Source organism: Paraburkholderia sp. USG1 (genome assembly GCF_031570135.1).
Classification (GTDB): Bacteria; Pseudomonadota; Gammaproteobacteria; order Burkholderiales; family Burkholderiaceae; genus Paraburkholderia; species Paraburkholderia dioscoreae.
The window spans coordinates 20,496-44,399 of record NZ_JAMWXW010000036.1 but is presented as its reverse complement, the minus strand read 5'-3'; the positions used below and the strand labels follow the sequence as shown (position 1 = coordinate 44,399).

General features: G+C 60.9%; 23 protein-coding genes and 1 tRNA gene. 23 read left to right on the top strand and 1 reads right to left on the bottom strand.

Features of this window, described 5'->3' with window-relative positions; genetic code table 11:
• Positions 1 to 99 precede the first annotated feature (99 nt).
• The 19 genes from tpiA to NE850_RS33495 all read left to right on the top strand — a co-directional run bounded on the left by tpiA (position 100) and on the right by NE850_RS33495 (position 17,662).
• On the top strand, positions 100 to 879 hold the full coding sequence (gene tpiA, locus NE850_RS33585; RefSeq protein ID WP_007175617.1) for a triose-phosphate isomerase: 780 nt from the start codon (positions 100 to 102) through the stop codon (positions 877 to 879).
• Positions 880 to 961: 82 nt separating this feature from the next.
• Positions 962 to 1,339: a preprotein translocase subunit SecG gene (secG, locus tag NE850_RS33580; RefSeq protein ID WP_007175616.1), complete on the top strand. Its 378-nt coding sequence runs from the start codon at positions 962 to 964 to the stop codon at positions 1,337 to 1,339.
• A 113-nt stretch (positions 1,340 to 1,452) separates the two neighbouring features.
• Positions 1,453 to 1,537 (top strand) — tRNA-Leu (locus tag NE850_RS33575).
• Positions 1,538 to 1,700: 163 nt separating this feature from the next.
• Positions 1,701 to 2,060: an NADH-quinone oxidoreductase subunit A gene (locus NE850_RS33570; RefSeq protein WP_007175615.1), complete on the top strand. Its 360-nt coding sequence runs from the start codon at positions 1,701 to 1,703 to the stop codon at positions 2,058 to 2,060.
• 62 nt (positions 2,061 to 2,122) lie between these two features.
• Positions 2,123 to 2,602, top strand: coding sequence for an NADH-quinone oxidoreductase subunit B family protein (locus tag NE850_RS33565; protein ID WP_006052903.1), 480 nt, complete (start codon positions 2,123 to 2,125; stop codon positions 2,600 to 2,602).
• A gap of 21 nt (positions 2,603 to 2,623) precedes the next feature.
• Positions 2,624 to 3,226, top strand: a complete 603-nt coding sequence (locus NE850_RS33560; RefSeq protein ID WP_007175614.1) for an NADH-quinone oxidoreductase subunit C — start codon at positions 2,624 to 2,626, stop codon at positions 3,224 to 3,226.
• 9 nt (positions 3,227 to 3,235) lie between these two features.
• Entirely contained in the window at positions 3,236 to 4,489 is a 1,254-nt protein-coding gene (locus tag NE850_RS33555; protein ID WP_165185385.1) for an NADH-quinone oxidoreductase subunit D, read from the top strand.
• 131 nt (positions 4,490 to 4,620) lie between these two features.
• Positions 4,621 to 5,106, top strand: a complete 486-nt coding sequence (gene nuoE, locus NE850_RS33550; protein WP_007175612.1) for an NADH-quinone oxidoreductase subunit NuoE — start codon at positions 4,621 to 4,623, stop codon at positions 5,104 to 5,106.
• The gene (nuoF, locus tag NE850_RS33545; protein ID WP_007175611.1) at positions 5,103 to 6,431 is read left to right on the top strand and encodes an NADH-quinone oxidoreductase subunit NuoF; all 1,329 of its coding nucleotides are present in this window, start codon (positions 5,103 to 5,105) and stop codon (positions 6,429 to 6,431) included. Before nuoE ends, nuoF begins: the two co-directional genes overlap by 4 nt.
• A 124-nt stretch (positions 6,432 to 6,555) precedes the next feature.
• On the top strand, positions 6,556 to 8,889 hold the full coding sequence (gene nuoG / locus NE850_RS33540) for an NADH-quinone oxidoreductase subunit NuoG (RefSeq protein ID WP_007175610.1): 2,334 nt from the start codon (positions 6,556 to 6,558) through the stop codon (positions 8,887 to 8,889).
• Positions 8,890 to 9,954, top strand: coding sequence for an NADH-quinone oxidoreductase subunit NuoH (gene nuoH, locus NE850_RS33535; protein WP_007175609.1), 1,065 nt, complete (start codon positions 8,890 to 8,892; stop codon positions 9,952 to 9,954).
• Between the two features lie 15 nt (positions 9,955 to 9,969).
• Positions 9,970 to 10,458 (top strand): NADH-quinone oxidoreductase subunit NuoI, encoded by a 489-nt coding sequence (nuoI, locus tag NE850_RS33530; protein ID WP_007175608.1) that lies wholly within the window; start codon positions 9,970 to 9,972, stop codon positions 10,456 to 10,458.
• Between the two features lie 191 nt (positions 10,459 to 10,649).
• Complete coding sequence (locus tag NE850_RS33525; RefSeq protein WP_007175607.1) at positions 10,650 to 11,339, top strand: NADH-quinone oxidoreductase subunit J; 690 nt, start codon at positions 10,650 to 10,652, stop codon at positions 11,337 to 11,339.
• Positions 11,340 to 11,359: 20 nt separating this feature from the next.
• A complete protein-coding gene (gene nuoK, locus NE850_RS33520) occupies positions 11,360 to 11,665 on the top strand; it encodes an NADH-quinone oxidoreductase subunit NuoK (protein ID WP_006052894.1) in 306 nt (101 codons plus the stop codon).
• Between the two features lie 17 nt (positions 11,666 to 11,682).
• The gene (gene nuoL / locus NE850_RS33515; RefSeq protein WP_007175606.1) at positions 11,683 to 13,734 is read left to right on the top strand and encodes an NADH-quinone oxidoreductase subunit L; all 2,052 of its coding nucleotides are present in this window, start codon (positions 11,683 to 11,685) and stop codon (positions 13,732 to 13,734) included.
• 14 nt (positions 13,735 to 13,748) lie between these two features.
• Positions 13,749 to 15,239 (top strand): NADH-quinone oxidoreductase subunit M, encoded by a 1,491-nt coding sequence (locus tag NE850_RS33510; protein ID WP_007175605.1) that lies wholly within the window; start codon positions 13,749 to 13,751, stop codon positions 15,237 to 15,239.
• 25 nt (positions 15,240 to 15,264) lie between these two features.
• The gene (gene nuoN / locus NE850_RS33505) at positions 15,265 to 16,737 is read left to right on the top strand and encodes an NADH-quinone oxidoreductase subunit NuoN (RefSeq protein ID WP_007175604.1); all 1,473 of its coding nucleotides are present in this window, start codon (positions 15,265 to 15,267) and stop codon (positions 16,735 to 16,737) included.
• Entirely contained in the window at positions 16,737 to 17,033 is a 297-nt protein-coding gene (locus NE850_RS33500; protein WP_007175603.1) for a DUF2818 family protein, read from the top strand. Before nuoN ends, NE850_RS33500 begins: the two co-directional genes overlap by 1 nt.
• A 44-nt stretch (positions 17,034 to 17,077) precedes the next feature.
• Entirely contained in the window at positions 17,078 to 17,662 is a 585-nt protein-coding gene (locus NE850_RS33495) for an NUDIX domain-containing protein (RefSeq protein ID WP_007175602.1), read from the top strand.
• A gap of 110 nt (positions 17,663 to 17,772) precedes the next feature.
• On the opposite strand, the gene NE850_RS33490 is transcribed toward NE850_RS33495, so the two are convergent.
• Positions 17,773 to 18,942 (bottom strand): transcriptional regulator, encoded by a 1,170-nt coding sequence (locus NE850_RS33490; RefSeq protein ID WP_007175601.1) that lies wholly within the window; start codon positions 18,940 to 18,942, stop codon positions 17,773 to 17,775.
• Positions 18,943 to 19,131: 189 nt separating this feature from the next.
• Between NE850_RS33490 and NE850_RS33485 the strand changes: the two genes are divergently transcribed.
• From NE850_RS33485 to NE850_RS33470, 4 genes are all read left to right on the top strand, one after another.
• Positions 19,132 to 20,040 (top strand): N-acetylmuramidase family protein, encoded by a 909-nt coding sequence (locus NE850_RS33485; RefSeq protein WP_232064120.1) that lies wholly within the window; start codon positions 19,132 to 19,134, stop codon positions 20,038 to 20,040.
• A gap of 155 nt (positions 20,041 to 20,195) precedes the next feature.
• Entirely contained in the window at positions 20,196 to 22,781 is a 2,586-nt protein-coding gene (locus NE850_RS33480) for a glycosyl hydrolase family 18 protein (RefSeq protein ID WP_310699921.1), read from the top strand.
• A 108-nt stretch (positions 22,782 to 22,889) separates the two neighbouring features.
• The gene (locus NE850_RS33475) at positions 22,890 to 23,279 is read left to right on the top strand and encodes a putative holin (protein WP_007175598.1); all 390 of its coding nucleotides are present in this window, start codon (positions 22,890 to 22,892) and stop codon (positions 23,277 to 23,279) included.
• A gap of 332 nt (positions 23,280 to 23,611) precedes the next feature.
• Positions 23,612 to 23,857, top strand: a complete 246-nt coding sequence (locus NE850_RS33470; RefSeq protein WP_007175597.1) for a hypothetical protein — start codon at positions 23,612 to 23,614, stop codon at positions 23,855 to 23,857.
• The last annotated feature ends 47 nt before the right edge of the window (positions 23,858 to 23,904 follow it).

The window sequence follows — 23,904 nt, the reverse complement described above, 5'->3', positions numbered from 1 at the left end:
CCCCACGCAGTAAAATTGCGCGTTTTGCGCACGCCGCATGAATCCGCAAGGCGGACTGTAAGCGCAAACAAAAGTCCGCCGCCAAGACAAGACGAGACGATGTCGAAACAACGAGCCAAACTGGTAGTCGGTAACTGGAAGATGCACGGGCGCCTCGCCGATAACGCCACGCTGTTGCAGGCGGTGGCGCAAGGCGCGGGCGAATTGCCGGCCGAAGTGCGCGTCGGTGTCTGCGTGCCGAGCCCGTATCTCGCGCAGTCTCAATCGTTGCTGGAAGGCAGCCGGGTGGTGTGGGGCGTGCAGGACGTGTCAGCGTTTACGCATGGCGCCTACACCGGCGAAGTGGCCGCGCCGATGGCGGTGGATTTCGGCGCCACGCTGGCGATCGTCGGGCATTCGGAGCGCCGTGCCTATCATCGCGAGAGCGCCGAGCTGGTCGCGGTGAAAACGCAGCGCGCGCTGGAAGCGGGTTTGACGCCGATCGTTTGTGTCGGCGAAACGCTTGAAGAGCGCGAAGCCGGTTTGACTGAGCAGGTGGTCGGCACGCAGCTGGACGAAGTGCTGGCGAAATTGTCGGAGCAGGAGGCGGCGCGCATTGTCGTCGCGTATGAGCCAGTCTGGGCCATCGGCACGGGCAAGAGCGCGAGTTCGGAGCAGGCGCAGGCCGTTCATGCGTTCCTGCGCGCGCGTCTGGCGGCAAAGGGCGTGGCGGTGGCGGATGTGCCGCTGTTGTACGGTGGCAGCGTGAAACCGGAAAACGCGGAAGAATTGTTCCGCCAGCCGGATATCGACGGCGGCCTGATCGGCGGCGCGTCGTTGAAAGCCCAGGATTTCCTGGCGATCTGCAAGGCGGCGGCCGCAACGAGCGTCGCCGATTGAGCAGGGCGCCTTGGCGAGGATGACCCCATCCCGTGCAACACGCAGTGTGTAGCGCGGTTAAATAAAGACTCAGGTGAGTGTAATGCTGTATTTGAAAACATTGATTATCGTCGTTCAGCTGTTGTCGGCACTCGGGGTTATTGGCCTCGTGTTGCTGCAGCACGGCAAAGGCGCCGATATGGGCGCGGCTTTTGGTAGCGGAGCGTCCGGCAGTCTGTTCGGCGCGACCGGTTCTGCAAACTTTTTGTCACGTACGACAGCCGTTCTCGCGGCGGTGTTTTTTGTCACCACGCTGACACTCACTTACCTCGGAGCATATCGCGCGAAACCTTCCGCAGGCGTGCTGGGCGCGGCTGTGACGGCTCCGGTTGCCGCTTCTGCCGCTTCGGCGGCGGCGGGCGGTTCGGCTGTTTTGCCGGCATCAGCTGCGTCCATTCCGGCGACCGACGTGCCGAAATAAAATTTTCGTTCAAGGTGCTTTTGTGCGTTGAACAAACTGTTTAGACCAGTTATAATTCAAGTCTTGAAGCGATTCGCGGGTTTTATAAGTTGTTTTCCCGGATTGCATGCAGTGCCGACGTGGTGAAATTGGTAGACACGCTATCTTGAGGGGGTAGTGGCGAAAGCTGTGCGAGTTCGAGTCTCGCCGTCGGCACCAAAATGTTATCTAAATGCCAGCCGCTTGCTTCGCTTCGGCTGGCATTTTCACTTCTGGCGTGCGGCTTGCGTTGGGCTTGCGGCATGTGCGTTTCGGAAGTGATTTCGCGTCAGGAGTGCTATGCTCCTGACGGCACTCAGAACCCAACCGATTGAGGACTGTCTTGAACCTCGCAGCCTATTTCCCCGTCTTGTTGTTCCTCATTGTAGGCACTGGTTTAGGCGTAGCACTGGTCAGCATTGGCAAGATCCTTGGTCCCAATAAGCCTGACACCGAGAAAAACGCACCGTACGAGTGCGGCTTCGAAGCATTCGAAGATGCGCGCATGAAGTTCGATGTGCGCTATTACCTCGTCGCCATTCTCTTCATCATTTTCGATCTTGAAACCGCGTTCCTGTTCCCGTGGGGCGTTGCCTTGCGCGACATCGGCTGGCCCGGCTTCATGGCGATGATGATTTTCCTGCTCGAATTCCTGCTGGGCTTCGCCTATATCTGGAAGAAGGGCGGCCTCGACTGGGAATGATGGATTAATCGCCGGTTTGCGTGGGTGGCCTGGCTTGCCACCCCGTCTGGAGTGGAAAGCAAATGAGTATCGAAGGGGTCTTGAAGGAAGGGTTTGTCACCACCACGGCTGACAAACTGATCAACTGGACGCGCACCGGCTCGCTGTGGCCGATGACGTTTGGTCTCGCGTGCTGCGCGGTCGAGATGATGCATGCGGGTGCTGCCCGTTATGACCTGGACCGGTTCGGCGTGGTGTTTCGTCCAAGTCCGCGTCAGTCGGATGTGATGATCGTCGCCGGCACGCTGTGCAACAAGATGGCGCCGGCTCTGCGCAAGGTCTACGACCAGATGGCCGAGCCGCGCTGGGTTATCTCGATGGGCTCGTGTGCGAACGGCGGCGGCTATTACCACTACTCGTATTCGGTGGTGCGCGGCTGTGACCGGATCGTCCCGGTCGACGTCTATGTGCCGGGTTGCCCACCTACGGCGGAAGCGCTGGTGTACGGCGTGATCCAGTTGCAGGCCAAGATTCGCCGCACCAACACAATCGCCCGTCAATAAGGCCAACGCCTCCCCCACAATATGGCAAGCAAACTCGAGACCCTGAAAGCGAACCTCGAGGCGGCCTTTGGCGGCCTCCTGCAGAGCACTACCGAGGCAATCGGTGAGTTGACGATCGTCGTGAAGGCTGGCGACTACCTCAACGTGGCAACCCGTCTGCGTGACGACCGCTCGCTCGGTTTCGAGCAATGCGTGGATCTGTGCGGCGTCGACTATCAGACCTACGCCGACGGCGCTTACGACGGTCCGCGTTTCGCGGCCGTTCTGCATTTGCTGTCGGTGCAGAACAACTGGCGTCTGCGTCTGCGCGTGTTCGCACCGGACGACGAAGTGCCGATCCTGCCGTCTGTCGTCGAAATCTGGAGCTCGGTCAACTGGTACGAGCGCGAAGCATTCGACCTGTACGGCATCGTGTTCGAAGGCCACCCGGATCTGCGCCGCATCCTGACCGACTACGGTTTTATTGGTCACCCGTTCCGTAAAGATTTCCCGGTCTCCGGCTACGTCGAAATGCGTTACGACCCGGAAGAGAAGCGCGTCGTCTATCAGCCCGTGACGATCGAGCCGCGGGAAATCACACCGCGCGTGATCCGCGAAGATCGCTATGGCGGTCTGAAACACTAAGAGAACGCCATGGCAGAGATCAAGAACTACACGCTCAACTTCGGCCCGCAGCACCCGGCAGCGCACGGTGTGCTGCGCCTCGTGCTCGAACTCGACGGCGAAGTCATCCAGCGCGCCGATCCCCACATCGGCCTGTTGCATCGCGCGACTGAAAAGCTCGCCGAAACCAAAACATTCATTCAGTCGGTGCCGTACATGGACCGTCTCGACTACGTGTCGATGATGGTCAACGAGCACGGCTACGTGATGGCGATCGAAAAGCTGCTCGGCATCGACGTGCCGGTACGCGCGCAATACATTCGCGTGATGTTCGACGAAATCACGCGCGTGCTGAACCACCTCATGTGGATCGGCGCGCATGCGCTCGACGTCGGCGCGATGGCGGTGTTCCTTTACGCATTCCGCGAACGCGAAGACCTGATGGACGTGTACGAAGCGGTCTCCGGCGCACGGATGCACGCGGCTTACTATCGTCCGGGCGGCGTCTATCGCGATCTGCCCGACGCAATGCCGCAATACAAGGCATCGAAAATTCGCAATGCGAAGGCATTGTCAAGGATGAACGAGAACCGTCAGGGTTCGCTCCTCGACTTCATCGACGATTTCTTCACGCGTTTCCCGAAGTGCGTGGACGAATACGAAACGCTGCTCACCGACAACCGGATCTGGAAGCAGCGTCTGGTCGGTATCGGCGTGGTCAGCCCGGAGCGCGCGCTGAATCTCGGTATGACGGGCGCCATGTTGCGCGGCTCGGGTATCGAGTGGGATCTGCGCAAGAAGCAGCCGTATGAAGTCTATGACAAGCTCGATTTCGACGTTCCGGTCGGCGTGAATGGCGATTGCTATGACCGCTATCTGGTTCGCGTCGAAGAAATGCGCCAATCCACGCGCATCGTGAAACAGTGCATTGAGTGGCTGCGTAAGAATCCAGGCCCCGTGATGGTCGACAATCACAAGGTTGCGCCTCCGTCGCGCGTGGGCATGAAGTCGAACATGGAAGAGCTGATTCACCACTTCAAGCTCTTCACGGAAGGCTTCCACGTGCCGGAAGGCGAGGCGTATGCGGCTGTCGAGCATCCGAAGGGCGAGTTCGGCATCTACCTGATCTCGGACGGCGCGAACAAGCCGTATCGCCTGAAGATCCGCGCACCGGGCTATGCACATCTGTCCACGCTCGACGAAATGGCGCGCGGTCACATGATCGCCGACGCTGTGACGATCATCGGCACGCAGGACATCGTGTTCGGCGAAGTGGATCGCTAGGACGTATTCATCGGCGCGCGTCTTCAGATTGCACCGAAGCGCGCGGCAAGCAAAGGAACGCCGGGTCTGTCGCAGCATGATGTGAGCGACGGGTTTTCGTTCGGTAGGAATTGAAAGAGTCGTGTCTGAAAATGATCTCAGCTGAAGGCCTGAAAGAAATCGATCGTGCGATCGCGAAGTATCCCGCCGATCAGAAACAGTCCGCCGTGATGTCGGCGTTGGCCACTGCTCAGGAAGAGCATGGCTGGCTGTCGCCCGAACTCATGCAGTTCGTCGCGGACTATCTCGGCATGCCGGCAGTCGCCGTGCAGGAGGTGGCTACCTTCTACACGATGTACGAGACCTCGCCGGTCGGCAAGTACAAGATCACGCTCTGCACGAACCTGCCGTGTCAGCTCGGCCCGGACGGCGGCTCGGACAGCGCTGCTGAATATCTGAAGCAGAAGCTCGGCATCGACTTCGGCGAAACCACGCCCGACGGCAAGTTCACCCTGAAAGAAGGTGAGTGCATGGGCTCGTGCGGCGACGCGCCGGTGATGCTGGTGAACAACCATCGCATGTGCAGCTTCATGAGCCGCGCGAAGATCGACCAGCTGCTCGAGGAACTTTCGAAATGACGTGTTTACACGATCGTCACATCAAACCGCTGATTCTCGCCGGCCTGAACGGCGATAACTGGCATCTCGAAGACTATGTGGCGCGCGGCGGTTATGCCCAGCTGCGCCGTATTCTGGAAGAGAAGATTCCGCCCGAGCAGGTGATTGCCGACGTCAAGGCGTCGGGTCTGCGCGGCCGAGGCGGTGCGGGCTTCCCGACCGGCCTGAAGTGGAGCTTCATGCCGCGCCAGTTCCCCGGCCAGAAGTACCTCGTCTGCAATTCGGACGAAGGCGAACCGGGTACGTTCAAAGACCGCGACATCCTGCGCTTCAATCCGCATGCGCTGATCGAAGGCATGGCCATCGGCGCGTACGCGATGGGCATTACGGTCGGCTACAACTATATCCACGGCGAAATCTGGGAGGTCTACAAACGCTTTGAACAAGCGTTGGACGAAGCTCGCCGCGCCGGGTTCCTTGGCGAAAACATCATGGGTTCGGGCTTCTCGTTCGAACTGCATGCGCACCACGGTTACGGCGCCTATATCTGTGGCGAAGAAACCGCGCTGCTCGAATCGCTGGAAGGCAAGAAAGGCCAGCCGCGCTTCAAGCCGCCGTTCCCGGCGAGCTTCGGCGTGTACGGCAAGCCGACCACGATCAACAACACTGAGACGTTTGCCGCAGTGCCGTTCCTGCTCGCAATCGGTCCGCAGAATTACCTCGAAATCGGCAAGCCGAATAACGGCGGCACGAAGATTTTTTCGATCGCAGGCGACGTCGAGCGTCCGGGCAATTATGAAATTCCGCTCGGCACCCCGTTCGCCACGCTGATGGAACTCGCTGGCGGCGTACGCGGCGGCAAGAAGATCAAGGCTGTGATTCCTGGCGGCTCGTCCGCACCGGTGATTCCGGGCGACATCATGATGCAGACCGACATGGACTACGACTCGATCGCCAAGCAAGGCTCGATGCTCGGTTCCGGCGCGGTCATCGTCATGGACGAGACGCGCTGCATGGTGCGCTCGTTGTTGCGTCTGTCGTATTTCTATTACGAAGAATCGTGTGGTCAATGCACGCCTTGCCGCGAAGGCACGGGCTGGTTGTACCGCGTCGTGCATCGTATCGAACACGGACTCGGCCGTCCGGAAGATCTGGACCTGCTGAACTCGGTCGCTGAAAACATCATGGGCCGCACGATTTGTGCGCTCGGCGATGCGGCGGCCATGCCGGTTCGCGGCATGCTCAAGCACTACTGGGACGAATTCGAATATCACGTCGCCCATAAGCATTGCCTCGTCGGCGGCCATGCCGGCGCTGCAGCGGCGTCGGAAACAGTGGCTGCCTGAGCACGCAAACAAGTACGTAGAACAGGTACACACCAGAACACGTCAACCGCGGGATTCATCGCCTGAAACGGGCGCTGAACAGGCGAACGATTGAGCGGTAACAGGTTAAGGAAGATTGACCATCATGGTTGAACTTGAAATAGACGGCAAGAAAGTAGAGGTGCCTGAAGGCAGCATGGTGATCCAGGCTGCGCATAAGGTCGACACGTACATTCCTCACTTCTGCTATCACAAGAAGCTGTCGATTGCGGCCAACTGCCGGATGTGTCTGGTCGATGTCGAAAAGATGCCGAAAGCGGTGCCCGCGTGCGCCACGCCGGTATCGGCCGGCATGATCGTGCGCACCAAGTCGGACAAGGCGGTGAAGGGCCAGCAAGCCGTGATGGAATTCCTGCTGATCAACCACCCGCTGGATTGCCCGATCTGCGATCAGGGCGGCGAGTGCCAGTTGCAGGATCTGGCCGTGGGCTACGGCAAGTCGGCATCGCGTTATAGCGAAGAAAAGCGCGTCGTGTTCCACAAGAACGTCGGCCCGCTGATCTCGATGGAAGAAATGTCGCGTTGCATCCACTGCACGCGTTGTGTGCGGTTCGGCCAGGAAGTGGCCGGCGTGATGGAACTCGGCATGCTGGGCCGCGGCGAGCATTCGGAAATCACGTCGTTCGTCGGCAAGACGGTGGATTCGGAACTGTCGGGCAACATGATCGATCTGTGCCCGGTCGGCGCGCTGACCAGCAAGCCGTTCCGTTACAGCGCCCGCACGTGGGAACTGTCGCGCCGCAAGTCGGTGAGCCCGCACGACTCCGTCGGCGCCAACCTCGTGGTGCAAGTCAAGAACAATCGCGTGATGCGCGTTCTGCCGTTCGAAAACGAATCCATCAACGAATGCTGGATTTCGGACAAGGACCGCTTCTCGTATGAAGGCCTGAACAGCCCCGAGCGTCTGACTCAGCCGATGCTCAAGCAAGGTGGCAAGTGGGTCGAGACCGACTGGCAAACCGCGCTCGAATATGTGGTGAAGGGTTTGAAGGGCATCAAGGGCGACCACGGCGCGAACGCGTTGGCCGCGCTCGGCAGCGCCCACAGCACCGTCGAAGAACTGTTCCTGTTGAAGCAGCTGGCGCAAGCAGTCGGCACGCCTAACGTCGACTTCCGTCTGCGTCAGTCGGATTTCTCGGCGCCGGTCAACGGTGCGCCGTGGCTCGGCACCGCCATCGCCGATCTGTCGAACGTCGACGCCGCGTTGGTGATCGGTTCGGATCTGCGCCGCGATCATCCGCTGTTCGCCGCGCGTCTGCGTCAGGCCGCAAAGGGCGGCGCGAAGCTCACGCTCGTGCAGGCCACCAACGACGACGCGCTGATTCCGCAAGCGCAACGCGTGGTAGCGGCGCCGTCCGCATGGCTCGACGCGCTGGCCGGTATTGCCGGGGCCGTGTCGGAAGCCGGCGGCGTGGCGCTGCCGGAAGCTTTCGCCGGCACGCAGCCTTCGGAGGCCGACAAACAGATCGCGAAGTCGCTCGCCACGGGCGAACGCCGCCTCGTGTTGTTGGGCAACGGTGCGGTCCGTCATCCGGACTTCGCGGTCATCCAGGCCGCGGCGCAATGGATCGCAGACGCGACCGGCGCGACGCTGGGCTTCCTCACGGAAGCGGCCAACACGGTCGGCGCGCATCTCGTGAACGCGTTGCCGGGCGAGGGCGGTCTGAGCGCTCGCGAAGTGTTCGAGCAACCGCGCAAGGGCTATGTGCTGCTGAACGTCGAACCGGAGTTCGACACGGCCAATCCGGCGCAGGCTTTGGCCGCGCTGAAGCAGGCTGAAATGGTGGTCGTGCTGTCGCCGTTCCAGACCGGTGCCGAATACGCCGACGTGCTGCTGCCGATCGCGCCGTTCACGGAAACCGCCGGTACGTTCGTCAACGCCGAAGGTACGGTGCAGACGTTCAATGGTGTCGTGCGTCCGCTCGGCGACACGCGTCCGGCCTGGAAGGTGTTGCGTGTGCTGGGCAGCCTGCTGGGTCTGCCGGGCTTCGAATTCGAGACTTCGGAAGAAGTGCGCACGGTCGCTCTCGGCGACGGCGAACTGAAGTCGCGGCTGTCGAACAGGACCGGTGTCACGGTCGCACGCGGCAAGGCGGCGAAGGCTGCGGAAGGCAAGTTCGAGCGGATCGCGAACGTGCCGATCTATCATGCCGACGCGCTGGTACGCCGGGCAGAGTCGCTGCATCTGACGGCAGCGGCACGGGCAGCGAACACGGTCGGTCTGCCGGCGGCGCTGTTCGACAAACTGGGTTTGAAGGAAGGCGACGCAGTGCGCGTGCGCCAGGGCGAGCAATCGGTGCAGTTGCCGGCCGTGCGCGACGCGAATCTTGCGGAGACGGTCGTCCGCGTATCGGCGGCTACGCCTGCCGGTGCAGCGCTGGGCAGCCTGTTCGGTGAACTGGTGGTGGAGAAGGCGTAAATGAGCTTGTTCGATACGATCAACTCGGGCGGCACCCAGCTTCTCGGTGTGGCGTGGCCCACGGTGTGGGCACTGGTGCGCATCCTGGTGGTGGCCGTCGTGATCCTGCTGTGCGTGGCTTACCTGATTCTGTGGGAGCGTAAGCTGATCGGCTGGATGCACGTGCGTCTCGGCCCGAACCGCGTGGGCCCCGCAGGTTTGCTGCAGCCAATCGCCGACGTGCTGAAGCTGTTGCTGAAAGAAGTGATTCAGCCGGCGCAGGCGAGTCGCTGGATTTACATGGTCGCCCCGATCATGGTGGTGGTGCCGGCCTTTGCGGTCTGGGCGGTGATTCCGTTCCAGGCGGGTGCGGTGCTCGGCGACATCAACGCGGGTCTTCTGTATGCAATGGCGGTTTCATCGATCGGCGTGTACGGGGTGATTCTGGCAGGCTGGGCGTCGAACTCGAAGTACGCGTTCCTCGGCGCCATGCGTGCCGCGGCCCAGATGGTGTCGTACGAAATTTCGATGGGCTTCGCGCTCGTCGTCGTGCTGATGACGGCCGGCACGCTGAACCTGTCGGGCATCGTCGCTTCGCAGGAACACGGTATCTTCGCGTCGTACGGCTTGAACTTCCTGTCGTGGAACTGGCTGCCGCTACTGCCGATGTTCGTCGTGTACTTCATCTCGGGCATCGCCGAAACGAACCGTCACCCGTTCGACGTGGTGGAAGGGGAGTCGGAAATCGTCGCGGGCCACATGATCGATTACTCGGGTATGGCGTTCGCGCTGTTCTTCCTCGCCGAGTACATCAACATGATCGTGATCTCGGCATTGGCTGCAACACTGTTCCTCGGCGGCTGGAGCGCACCGTTCGGCTTCCTGTCGTTTATCCCGGGCATCGTCTGGCTCGTCGCCAAGGTTTTCTTCCTGTTGTCGGTGTTCATCTGGGCGCGTGCCACATTCCCGCGCTATCGCTATGACCAGATCATGCGTCTGGGCTGGAAGATCTTCATTCCGGTCTGCGTGGTGTGGCTGGTGGTGGTCGGCTTCTGGATCATGTCGCCGTTGAATATCTGGAAATAAAGGGCGGATGAACCCATGACCGCAATCCAAAACTTTTTCAAGACCTTCTTCCTCACGGAGTTGCTCAAAGGCCTCGCGTTGACCGGACGTTATACGTTCCAGCGCAAGGTGACCGTGCAATTTCCGGAAGAGAAGACCCCGATCTCGCCGCGTTTTCGCGGTCTGCATGCGCTGCGACGCTATGAAAACGGTGAAGAACGCTGCATCGCGTGCAAGCTGTGCGAAGCGGTGTGTCCGGCGCTCGCTATTACGATCGAGTCGGAAACGCGCGCGGACAACACCCGCCGCACCACGCGCTACGACATCGACCTGACCAAGTGCATCTTCTGCGGTTTCTGCGAAGAGAGCTGCCCGGTCGATTCGATCGTCGAAACGCACATTCTCGAGTATCACGGCGAAAAGCGTGGCGATCTGTACTTCACGAAAGACATGCTGCTGGCTGTGGGCGACCGCTATGAAACGGAGATCGCTGCGAACAAGGCAGCGGACGCACCGTATCGTTGAAGCGCTTCAGTTGAAGCAGTAAATGCAGCGGTAAATGCAGCAATCACGGCCTGTTGTCGGGCCGGGCGCCACGGCCTGAACGCCGCGGCACGGCGCACCTGTGCGGCTGTTCTGGCGGTATGCCAGTTGTATGTCAGCCCCAGGTGCCGAAGAACAATGCCTGACGATGGCCTAACGATGAACCGGTAATCATGGAATTCACGACCGTACTGTTCTACATCTTCGCGCTGCTCCTGGTGGTTTCAGGGCTGAAGGTGATCACCTCGCGCAACCCGGTGTCGTCCGCACTGTTTCTGGTGCTGGCGTTCTTCAACGCAGCCGCGATCTGGATGCTGCTGGAGGCCGAGTTCCTTGCGATCCTGCTGGTGCTGGTCTACGTCGGCGCGGTGATGGTGTTGTTCCTGTTCGTCGTGATGATGCTGGACATCAATATCGACGTGCTGCGCAAAGACTTCAAACGCTTCGTGCCAATGGCCACGCTGGTCGGCGCGATCATCGTGATCGAAACCGCGCTGATCCTGTGGCACGGTTACGGCGCGACCGCCACGGCGCTGCGCGACACCACGGCCGCTGCTAACGGCATGGGCGACTGGTCGAACACCCGCCTCATCGGCAAGATCATTTACACCGACTACATCTTTGCGTTCGAAGTGGCCGGTCTGGTGCTGCTGGTGGCGATCATCGCGGCGATTGCGCTGACCACGAGCCACAAGAAAGACAGCAAACGTCAGAACGTCAGCGAACAGGTCAAGGTACGGGCTCAAGACCGTGTGCGCGTCGTGAAGATGAAATCCGAAAAGACCGCGGCCACCGTCGCGGCGGAAGAAGCCGCGGCAGCGGCGGCAGCAGCGGCCGACTCGGCGCCGGCCAAGAACAGCTGAGCGGACAGGAGATAGAAATCATGTTGACCCTTGCCCATTACCTTGTCCTCGGCGCGATCCTGTTTGCGATCAGCATCGTCGGCATTTTCCTGAACCGTCGCAACGTCATCATCATCCTGATGGCGATCGAATTGATGCTGCTCGCGGTGAACACCAATTTCGTCGCGTTCTCGCATTACCTCGGCGACGTGCATGGCCAGATCTTCGTCTTCTTCGTGCTGACGGTTGCGGCAGCGGAAGCGGCAATCGGCCTCGCGATTCTGGTGACCCTGTTCCGTAGCCTCGACACGATCAATGTCGAGGATCTCGATCAGCTCAAAGGTTAATTTCAGGAAAAGCGGTTATGTCCACGATACTCAATGAAAACCTGCTGCTGGCGATTCCGCTGGCACCGCTGGCCGGCTGTCTGGTTGCCGGGCTGTTCGGAAAGGCGGTAGGGCGAGCCGGTGCGCATTCGGTCACGATTCTCGGCGTCGCGATCTCGTTCATTCTTTCGGCCATCGTCTTCTTCCAGGTGATGGACGGCGCGAGCTTCAACGCGACCGTCTATGAATGGATGTCGATCGGCAAGACGAAGTTCGAGGTCGGCTTCCTGGTCGACTCGCTGACGGCCATGATGATGTGCGTGGTGACCTTCGTGTCGCTCATGGTGCATATCTACACGATCGGCTACATGGCCGACGACGACGGCTACCAGCGCTTCTTCTCGTACATCTCGCTGTTCACGTTCTCGATGTTGATGCTCGTGATGAGCAACAACTTCCTGCAACTGTTCTTCGGCTGGGAAGCGGTGGGCCTGGTGTCGTACCTGCTGATCGGCTTCTACTTCACGCGTCCCACGGCGATCTACGCGAACATGAAGGCGTTCATCGTGAACCGCATCGGCGACTTCGGCTTTCTGCTGGGTATCGGCCTGCTGTTCGCGTTCGCCGGTTCAATGAACTACGGCGACGTGTTTGCGAAGCGCACCGAACTCGCGGCATTGACCTTTCCGGGTACGGACTGGGGTCTGCTGACGGTGGCCTGCATTTGCCTCTTCATCGGTGCGATGGGTAAGTCGGCGCAGTTCCCGCTGCACGTCTGGCTGCCGGATTCGATGGAAGGCCCGACGCCGATTTCCGCGCTGATTCACGCGGCAACCATGGTGACGGCCGGTATCTTCATGGTCACGCGCATGTCGCCGCTGTTCGAACTGTCGGATACGGCGCTCTCGTTCGTGACGGTCATCGGCGCGATTACCGCGCTGTTCATGGGCTTCCTCGGGATCGTGCAGAACGACATCAAGCGTGTGGTGGCTTACTCCACGCTGTCGCAGCTAGGTTACATGACGGTGGCGCTCGGCGTGTCGGCTTACCCGGTCGCCGTGTTCCACCTGATGACGCACGCGTTCTTCAAGGCGCTGCTGTTCCTCGGCGCGGGTTCGGTGATCATCGGCATGCACCACGATCAGGACATGCGCAACATGGGCGGCCTGCGCAAGTACATGCCGATCACGTGGATCACGTCGCTGGTGGGTTCGCTGGCGCTGATCGGTACGCCGTTCTTCTCGGGCTTCTATTCGAAAGACTCGATCATCGACGCAGTGAAGCTGTCGCATCTGCCGGGTTCGGGTTTCGCGTACTTCGCAGTGGTGGCAAGTGTCTTCGTGACCGCGCTGTATTCGTTCCGTATGTACTTCATGGTGTTCCACGGCAAGGAGCGCTTCCGCGATCCGAAGCACCCGGATTCGCCGATGGGTGCCGAAGCCGCTGCCCATGCGCATGACGCGCACGGCCACGGTCACGACGACCACGCACACGAGCCGCACGAAACACCGTGGGTGGTGTGGCTGCCGCTGGTGCTGCTGGCGATTCCGTCGGTGGTGATCGGTGCGATCGGCGTGGGTCCGATGCTGTTCGGCGACTTTTTCCAGCACGGCGTGGCGTTCGACAAGGTGATCTTCATCGGCGAAAACCATCCGGCGCTGCATGAGATGGCCGAGGAGTTCCAGGGCTGGGCATCGATGGGCCTGCACTCGGTCGCGGGTCTGCCGGTCTGGCTGGCGCTCGCGGGTGTGGTGGTCGCATGGTTCCTGTACCTGATTCGTCCGGATTTGCCGGCTGTCATCAAGCGCGCATTCGGCCCGATCTACACGTTGCTCGATAACAAGTACTACCTGGACAAGATCAACGATGTCGTGTTTGCGCGGGGCGCCGTGGCAATTGGCCGTGGTCTCTGGAAGGAAGGCGACGTCGTGGTGATCGACGGCATCGTCAACGGCAGCGCACGCTTTATCGGCTGGTTCGCCGGCGTGATCCGTTTCCTCCAATCCGGCTACATCTACCACTACGCGTTCGCCATGATTATCGGCATGTTGGGGCTCCTGACCCTGTTTGTAACGCTCGGCGGCAAATAAGGCGAGGGACACTAATGCACGCTTATCCGATTCTCAGCATCGCAATCTGGTTACCGATCCTCGTTGGCCTGCTGGTCCTCGCTATCGGTTCCGACCGGAACCCGGCTCCCGCGCGCTGGATTGCGCTCATCGGCTCGGTCGTCAGCTTTCTCGTGACGATCCCGCTGATTACGGGTTTTGATTCGAGCACCGCCGATCTGCAGTTCGTCGAAAAGGCGAACTGGATCGAGCGCTTCAACATTACGTACCATCTGGGTGTCGACGGCATCTCGATGTGGTTCGTCGTGTTGACGGCCCTGATTACGGTGATCGTCGTGATCGCCGCGTGGGAAGTGATCACGAAGAACGTGGCGCAGTACCTGGCCGCATTCCTGATCCTCTCGGGCATCATGGTCGGCGTGTTCAGCGCGGCCGACGGCATGCTGTTCTACGTGTTCTTCGAAGCGACGCTGATTCCGATGTACATCATCATCGGCGTGTGGGGCGGGGCGAACCGCGTGTACGCGGCATTCAAGTTCTTCCTGTACACGCTGATGGGCTCGCTGCTGATGCTGGTCGCGCTGCTGTACCTGTACGTCCAGACCGGCACGTTCGACCTCGCCACGTGGCAGCATGCGCAGATCGCCATGACGCCTCAGGTGTTGCTGTTCATAGCGTTCTTCATGGCATTTGCCGTGAAGGTGCCGATGTGGCCGGTTCACACGTGGTTGCCCGACGCCCACGTGGAAGCGCCGACCGGCGGCTCGGTCGTGCTGGCCGCGATCATGCTGAAGCTGGGCGCATACGGTTTCCTGCGCTTCTCGTTGCCGATCACGCCGGACGCGAGCCACTTCCTCGCGCCGGTTGTCATCACGTTGTCGCTGATCGCAGTGATCTACATCGGCCTCGTCGCGATGGTGCAGGCGGACATGAAGAAGCTGGTCGCGTATTCGTCGATCGCGCACATGGGTTTCGTCACGCTCGGCTTCTTCATCTTCAACCAGCTCGGTGTGGAAGGCGCAATCGTTCAGATGATCTCGCACGGCTTTGTGTCGGGCGCGATGTTCTTGAGCATCGGCGTGCTGTACGACCGTATGCATTCGCGTCAGATCGCCGATTACGGCGGTGTCGTCAACGTGATGCCGAAGTTCGCGGCGTTCGTCATGCTGTTCTCCATGGCGAATTGCGGCCTGCCTGGCACCTCTGGTTTCGTCGGCGAGTTCATGGTGATTCTGGCGGCGGTTCAGTACAACTTCTGGATCGCGGGCGGCGCGGCAGTCACGCTGATTCTCGGCGCGGCCTACACGTTGTGGATGTACAAGCGCGTGTACTTCGGCGCGATCGCCAACGATCACGTGAGGAGCCTGCTCGACATCAACCGCCGCGAATTTTTCATGCTGGCAGTGCTCGCTGCACTGACGTTGTTCATGGGCCTGTATCCGAAGCCCTTTACCGATGTGATGCACGTATCCGTGGAAAACCTCCTCTCCCACGTTGCGCAATCAAAGCTGCCGTTGCCTCAGTAACGCAGAGCGGAGGAATTTAAAGACCATGCAAAACGCCCCTATGACTGCTCTGTTGCCTGACGCGCTGGTGATGCTCGCCGTTGTCGTCGCGTGGCTCAACGACACGTTCGTCGGCCAGGCCGGTCGCCGTACCACGTATTTCATCGCGTTCTTCTCGACGCTGGTCGCCGGCATCTGGTTCGCGATGAATGCGTTCGACCCGCAAGTGCGCTACTACTTCGGCCACATGTATGTGGTGGATTCGTTCGCGAACGTGATGAAAGCGGTGGTGACGCTCGGCTACGCCGTGTCGATCGTCTATTCGCGCCGCTACCTTGAGGATCGCGGACTGTTCCGCGGCGAGTTCTTCCTGCTGGGAATGTTCTCGTTGCTCGGCCAGCTCGTCATGATCTCCGGCAACAACTTCCTGACGCTGTATCTCGGCCTGGAACTGATGTCGCTGTCGCTGTACGCGGCGATTGCCTTGCGTCGTGATGCGGCGCAGTCGAACGAGGCGGCCATGAAGTACTACGTGCTCGGCGCGCTGGCTTCCGGCTTCCTGCTGTACGGCATCTCGATGCTGTACGGTGCGACCGGTTCGCTCGACCTGAACGAAGTGTTCAAGGCGATCGGCACGAGCCACTACGACCCGAGCGTGCTGCTGTTCGGCGTGATCTTCATCGTGGCGGGCGTGGCGTTCAAGATGGGTGCGGTGCCGTTCCACATGTGGGTGCCTGACGTGTATCAAGGCGCTCCGACGGCCATGACGCTGATGGTCGGCGGCGGTCCGAAGGTGGCCGCGTTCGCGTGGGGCTTGCGCTTCCTGGTGATGGGTCTGCTGCCGCTGGCGGTGGAGTGGCAGCAGATGCTCGTGATTCTCGCGGCGCTCTCGCTGATCGTCGGCAACATTACCGGTATCGTGCAACGCAACGTCAAGCGGATGCTCGCGTACTCGGCGATCTCGAACATGGGTTTCGTGCTGCTCGGCCTGCTGGCCGGCGTGGTCGACAGCAAGACCACGGGCGCGGCCAATGCGTACGGCTCGGCCATGTACTACAGCATCGTCTACCTGATCACGACGATGGGCACGTTCGGCGTCATCATGCTGCTGGCGCGCCGCGATTTCGAAGCCGACACGCTCGAAGACTTCAAGGGCCTGAACCAGCGTAGCCCGGTATTCGCGTTCGTGATGATGATCATGATGTTCTCGCTCGCCGGCATTCCGCCCGCAGTCGGCTTCTATGCGAAGCTCGCGGTGCTGCAGGCCACCATGAACGCCGGTTTGACCTGGCTGACGGTGCTGGCCGTGATCACCTCGCTGTTCGGCGCGTTCTACTACCTGCGTATCGTCAAGCTGATGTATTTCGACGATCCGCAAGACAAGTCGCCCATTCTCGCCGACACCAGCACGCGTGCCTTGCTCGCCTTCAACGGCGTGGCCGTACTGGTGCTCGGTATCGTGCCGGATCCGTTGTTGAAGGCCTGCCTGCAGGCTATCCAGCACACGCTGCTGCTCTGATGTCGGCTGCGGGTTGGTTTATCGTGCTGTTGGCGCTGGTGGGCGCCAACCTGCCGTTCCTGAATCAGCGCCTCTTCGCCGCCGTGCCGTTGAAAGCGGCGAAGAAGAGCGCCTGGATCCGGATTGCCGAATTGATTGTGCTGTACTTTGTGGTCGGCGCGCTCGGGTTTCTGCTGGAAGCGCGCGCGGGTAACCGCTTCGAACAGGGGTGGCAGTTCTACGCAATCACGTTCGCGCTATTCGTGGTGTTCGCATTCCCCGGCTTCACCTTCCAGTATCTCGTCAAACGCCGCTGACGGCGCCTCGCCGTCGGCGCACCCAGTTGTTCCGAGGTCCGCATATGGCTGAACTTCCCGATCACGACGCCGCGCTTACCGAGACCTGTCTCGAGAGCAAAACGATCCACCAAGGGCCGTTTCTGACGCTCAAGTGCGATACCGTTCGCCTGCCGGACGGCAAGCATGCCACGCGCGAATATGTTCAGCACCCGGGCGCCGTGATGGTGATTCCCTTATTCGACGACGGCCGTGTGTTGCTGGAAAGCCAGTATCGCTACCCGATGGGCAAGGTCATGGTCGAGTATCCGGCCGGCAAGCTCGACCCGAACGAAGGCGCGCTGGCCTGTGCGATTCGTGAGTTGCGGGAAGAGACGGGCTATACCGCGCGCGAGTATGTCTATCTGACGCGCATTCACCCGATCATTTCGTACTCGACCGAATTCATCGACATCTATCTCGCGCGTGGTTTGACTGAGGGGGAGCGCAAGCTCGACGAAGGCGAGTTTCTCGAACTGTTCACGGCGAGTGTGCCCGAGGTGTCCGAGTGGGTTCGCACCGGCAAGATCACCGACGTCAAGACGGTGATCGGCACGTTCTGGCTGGAGAAGATTCTGTCGGGCGCGTGGCCGATGGCGGAGCCGGAATAACGTCAGCAGTTCAGAACGTGTGCCGGCCATCCCGAGCAGGCAGGGTATCGCCGCACGGTTCAGCGCGGCAGCCTCCTGGCGGTTGATCCGCTACTGATCCGCTACGGGCGTTACGACGGAGCGGAAGGTGCCACGCTACGGCATCCCGCCGCGTGCAAATCCATGACGATCCGTTTCCACGCGCTGTCCACGGTAGCCGGCACAGGCGGAGAACTCGACGCCGCCACCGAATCGACTACGTCGCGAATGAACACGTGATGCACGTAATCGGCGCTACAGGTTATTGGCGCACCATCTCCAGTGCGTAGCGCGGCAAAAGGCCGGCCGGGGCGGCTTGCATTGCCGAGGTCCGCCGGCATCGCAAGCGCGGCCGTGAGGGCGAACAACGCCACGCCGATCAGCGCGACGGTGCGTCGCGAGGCGATCCACGTAAGCCCGGCAACCGCGCGTGGCAACGACTGAAGCACGGTGGCTAACAACGGCAGCGAGTTGCTGCCGATACCACCGGCGCCGCCGATGTCGGCGGGCGAAGGCGACACGGTCCGGCAGAATCGATATCCGATACAAGGTATATAGATCAACTGGCGCTCGAGCCCAAGCGGCTGCAACGAACGCCGCAAGCGCGACACCAGCCGCGTCAGGCGATTCACGTCGACGTCCTGCTCATCGCCCCAGATCCGTGAGATCAACTCGTCACGTTCGAGCGTGACATCGGGCTGTTCGACGAATGCCTGCAGTAACGCGCTTTCGAAACCTGTGAGATAAACGGTTGCCCCAGCATAGGTGACTACGCCCTCTTCGGTATGAATTGCCGGCAGGCCGACCGAGTCGGACGGTGCCGGCTGATTTGGCGCGCTGTCGCGTAATTGCGCGAACCAGTTACGAAGGGCTGCGCCGCGCGCAGGCTCGTCCGTGACGACTGCGCCAGCCGACGCAGGCGCCGCATCCTGCGGAGGTTGGTCGGCATCGATCTGAAGTCCTTCCGGTTCGAACCGGTAGCCTGCACGGGGCATGGTCACGATATGGTTGCCGAGGCCGAGCGGTCTCAACGACTTGCGTAGGCGGTAAACCAGTTGTGTCAGATAGAGCTCGTCCATATGGATCGCACGCTCGCCCCACACGACCCCCATCAACGCTTCTCGGTCGCATACACGTCCGGCGCTTTCCACCATCAGGCGGAGCACTTCTTTTTCCTGTCCCGACACGCGGACGGCGATATGGCCGACGGATACACGGTCATGTCGCCAGTCGAAACGAACGATGCCACTATTTTTACTCACGGTTCCTCCGGCGTATTTAATACGCATAACGTAGCATCGGTGAACGGTCTCAGCCAATGGAGGAAGCCGGGCGCGCGCGCGCTATAGCGGACATATCCCGATACCAGGTGGAGTATCGCAACTTCCATGTGGCAGGCAGCGGCATGGAGGCCGGCAAGGCAGGTGAGATGCGAATCTCCGCCGTCTTCTATGGCGCATGCAAACCGGAGGAAAAACAATCACGTCGCGGCAGCAGTTGGTTTTTTATCTGCCGCGACTCTTTTTTCCATCTCACGGTTACCCATCATGAATTCATCGATAAATCACGGCACGAGCGTCGTCTTTTTACAGCGAGCGCTGGCGCAAGAAAATCCACGCCTGAAAGTGGATGGCCTGTCGGGCCCCGAGACACAAAGTGCGCTGCGGCGATTCCAGCAACTGCGGGGGGTGCCGGACACTGGCACGGTGTGTGAGCAGACTCGTGCGCTGGTTGCGCAAACGGCGCAGCGTGCGGGGTTGCTTTCCGAACCCGATGTGGCCGAGGCCAGCGACGCGCTAGGCGTTGCACCAGCACGGCTTCTCGCGCTGATCGAGGTCGAGAGCGCGGGCTTCGGCTTCCTGCCGGATGCTCGAGCGAAGATCCTGTTCGAGCGCCATGTGATGTATCGGCGGCTGGTTGCCGCGGCGTTGCCCGCACAACGGTGGCGCAGCGAATTTCCTGAGCTCGTCAATACGACACCCGGAGGCTATCTGGGCGGCGCGAAGGAATACGAACGTTTCGATGCGGCCAGTGCGCTCGATTGCGTTTGCGCGATCGAGGCCTGCAGCTGGGGGTTATTCCAGATCATGGGCCTTCATTGGCTGTATCTGGATTACGCCAGTGCGTCCGACTTTGCCGCGTCGATGACCATCGATGAGCGCAGCCAGCTCGACGCATTCGTTCGTTTCATCGAACGCGACGCCGCAATGCTTCACGCGTTGCAGCAGGGAAGGTGGGACGATTTTGCGCGACGCTACAACGGTCCGGCCTATCACACACATGCCTATGACACGCGACTGGCGTCGGCGGTCGCGCATTTCGACGCCGTTGCAGGTGGAGGAGCGGCGCAGGTGGCATGACCTGGCCGATCTCCTACGCCGCCGGCTTGCGGAGCGCGAATTTTCGATGGATTCTCCATGTCGTTCGTCGATGAGGCATCCGAACATGAACGGGTCGATCAGGCAACGCCACGGTGCGTAGCAGTCGACATCCACTTTTCATGAACGAGGTTCTTATGACGCAATCGAATACTCCCACGTCCGCAAGCGGCTCCGTACAGCAGGGGCGCCAGAACAGCAAGCTGGTGTACAACGGCGATCCGGGCGACAAGGCCGGTGCCAAGGGCGCGACGGAAAAGAAGTATCAGATGAACGGCTACCAGCCGGCCACCGAAGTCGAGAAGTTCAGCTACACGTCCGGCCGGGTGGCGAAGCGGGTCTACAACAGCTACAAGCCGAACGACGCGAAGGTGTTCGGCTACTACACGGACTGGTCGCAATACGACGGGCGCTACGACGGCGATTTCGCCGACGATTCGTGCGGCCGAGGCATCGACCTGATGCTGCTCGACGCGAAAGCCTATGACAAGCTCGTGCTCGGCTTTGCCGGCATCATCGGCGACAAGGGCGAGAAGCAGAACACCATCAACCGCGCCGCGCAGGATTTCGGCCGCAAGAAAGACGAGGCCACGTTCGTCGATGCATGGGGCGACGTCGCTTCGTATCGCAACTGTGGCTTCCCGGGCTGGGTGAGCAACGACTATCAGGCACTGTTCCATCAGGACACCGCGCAAGGGGTGCTGGGCGGTCTGCGCAAGCTGAAGGCCAAGAATCCCGACCTGGTGCTGTCGTTCAGTATCGGCGGCTGGACGATGAGCGAGGCGTTTCACTGGGTGGTCGCCGATCCGGCGCGGCGCAAGACGCTGATCAACAGCATCCTCGATCTCTTCAAGCGCTTCCCGATGTTCGGCGCGATCGATCTCGACTGGGAGTACCCGGCGGCAGAGGGTAACGACGGCAATACCTATTCCGATGCCGACACGCCGAACTTCCAGGCACTGGTGCGCGAACTCAGGCAAGCGTTCGACGGCGCGGCCCGCAAGGATGTGATGATCAGCATTGCCGCATCGGCCGCCTTGTCGAAGATGAAGAAAGCCGACCTGAAGGGCATGATCGATGCCGGCGTGCACGGCATCAACCTCATGACTTACGACTTCTTCGGCACGCCGTGGGCGCCGAAGCTCGCGCACCATACGAACCTGCATCCGAGCCACCCGAGCGACCCGGACGAGTTCAGCATCGACGCCGCGATCGACTATCTGGTCCAGACCGGCGTACCGTTGAACCGTGTGGCGATCGGCTACGCGGCGTATAGCCGCAGCGCGCGCAATGCAAAGCTCACTAACCTGTCGCCGCTCGAAGGCACCTACGATCCCGGCATGGGCACGACCACCGGGAGCTTCGAATCGGGCACGACGGAATGGTACGACCTGATCTATAACTACCTCGATCTGGAGAACCAGCGTGGCATCAACGGCTACGACGTCTATACCGACGAAGTCGCCGACGCCGATTACCTGTACAGCAAAGACTCGAGACTCTTCATTTCGGTCGATACGCCGCGCACGGTGAAAGCCAAGGGCGAATACGCGCGTCAGCGCGGTCTCGCGGGTCTGTTCACCTGGACCATCGAGATGGACGGCGGCGTGCTCGTCAATGCCGCGCGCGAAGGGCTCGGCAACGAGATCGAGAAGCAGACGATCGACATGTCGCCGTTCTACTTCAAGGGCATCAATGTGCAGGGCGGCAACCGACCGCCGGCGGCCGCGATCGACGGTCCGCTGGAAGCGTTCGCAGGCGACGCGGTTCACTTCAGCGGCAAGCGCTCGAACGATCCGGATGGCGATGCGCTGACTTACCTGTGGTCGGCTCCGGGGCTGCCGTTCGACGGCGCCACCACTGTCGAGGTCGACGGCGTCGTGCCGACGGGTGCCTCCACGAGCTACACGGTGAAGCTGACCGTCGACGACGGTCACGGCAACACCAACACCGCGCAGGTCAAGCTGACCGTGAAATCGAAAAGCGGTCAGCCGCCGGTAGCCCGGATGACGATGCAACTCGCGTCGGGGACGGCGTTCCAGCTCTCGGGCACCGCGTCATTCGATCCGGACGGCGATCCGCTGTCCTACGCGTGGGCGGCGCCGCAACTGCCGTTCGACGGCTCGCACGAGGCGGTCGTGAGCGGGGTTGTGCCGAGCGTCGCCAAGACGACCGACTACCTGATCCAGCTGTCGGTGAGCGACGGCACGTCGACGTCGAGCGAGGCGATCTATCTGGAAGCCACGCCGTCGTCCGGTGGCTCCGTGAAGGCGGTCATTACGGGTAAGACGAATGTGGAGAGCGGCGCGCCGCTGTCGCTCTCGGGTGCGGATTCGACCGGCCCGGCACCGCTGGTCTACAAGTGGAGCGCGCCGGGCCTGTCGTTCGACGGCTCCGATCAGGCGAGCGTTACCGTGACCGCACCAACACTCGCGAAGACCATCGCGTATCCGGTCCAATTGACGGTGACCGGGCACGGCGGCGACGGCGCGCAGTCGGTCGCATCGGTCACCGTGACGGTCGTCGCGGGCCAGAGCGCCGGCACGTGGAAGCCGCAGGACTATCCGGGCGGCTCGGTAGTGACGCACGACTATCGCGGCCAGGGTCTGCGCAAGTACTGCGCGTCGTGGTGGGCGAGCCGCTCCGACGAGCCGGGCGATCCTGCTTGCACGAGCAAGCAGAAGTATGACGGCAAGGTCTGGGAGGACCTCGGCAGCGCCTGATTACCGGTTGCGGTGATCATGCCCTGACCGCGAAGTGCGGCGGCGCTCCGGCGAGCGCCGCCGCACACAAGCCGGTCGGCTTCTGGACCTTTGGAGTTGGATACCATCATGGCCACTTATCCTGTTGTTTTTTCCGCCACTCCGGTATTGGTGGGCGGCTTGAGAGGCAGTGTTGCCTTCGTCGCGTCGCACATGCTCAACGACTTCGAAAGGGTATTGGGCGTCGCTTGTGGAGCGCTCCTGTATCTGACGCGTTCGCATGAGACCACGACGTGGCGCAAGGCGATCTATTTCGTCGTGTCGCTCGTAGGTGGCAATGTTCTCGCACGGCGGATCGTCCTGAACTGGCCGCAGGTGGAACCGTGGCTGGCCGGGTTCGTCGCGAGTGCGGCGCTCGTGACGTTCACGATTATCGCGCTCGACTGGAGTGAGCGGCACGTCGAGCCGACGCTGGACCGTCTGTACGCATGGATTGTCAGACGGCTCCTCAAAGGATGACGCAGGGTGTGCACGAAGAGCGCAAAAAAAGGCGGGTCGCGATGGCCCGCCTTGACACATGTCGTGCGAGGCGGCGCTTGTTTTTCTCCGTCTCCCAAGCGGGCTGCCGACACCCTTCGATCGAATTGATCCTGTCTCGAAAACGTGCCTTTGTCTTATGACTTCAGGCAGTCTCGCTCCACGAGCGTTGTATCTCTAGCATAGACCTCTGGCAACGGCATCAGGCATTTTTACTTCGGATGGCGAAGTATATGAGAGATATTTGATTCAGGGTGGATAAGTTTGTTGTCACTTGACAACCTTGCTTCCACTCATTAAATTGGAGGGCGTAGATGGTTCGAGGAACCCATTCCAAGAAAGAGGTCGAGGCGGCATTGGCGTACGCGGAACAGAACGGTTGGCGTGTTCAGGGCGGTGGCAAAAGCCACGCCTGGGGAAAAATGTACTGTCCCGACAAAGACGCCGAGTGCCGGTGCGGCGAGTTCTGCATAGCGAGCGTCTGGAGTACGCCGAAGAATCCCGGCAACCATGCCAGGCATCTGCGGCGCATTGTGGATAACTGCACGGCTCGCCGGTAGCAGGGGCGTTCTGTTGGCGACAGTGTCGGGCTGAATGAAAGCAGGAG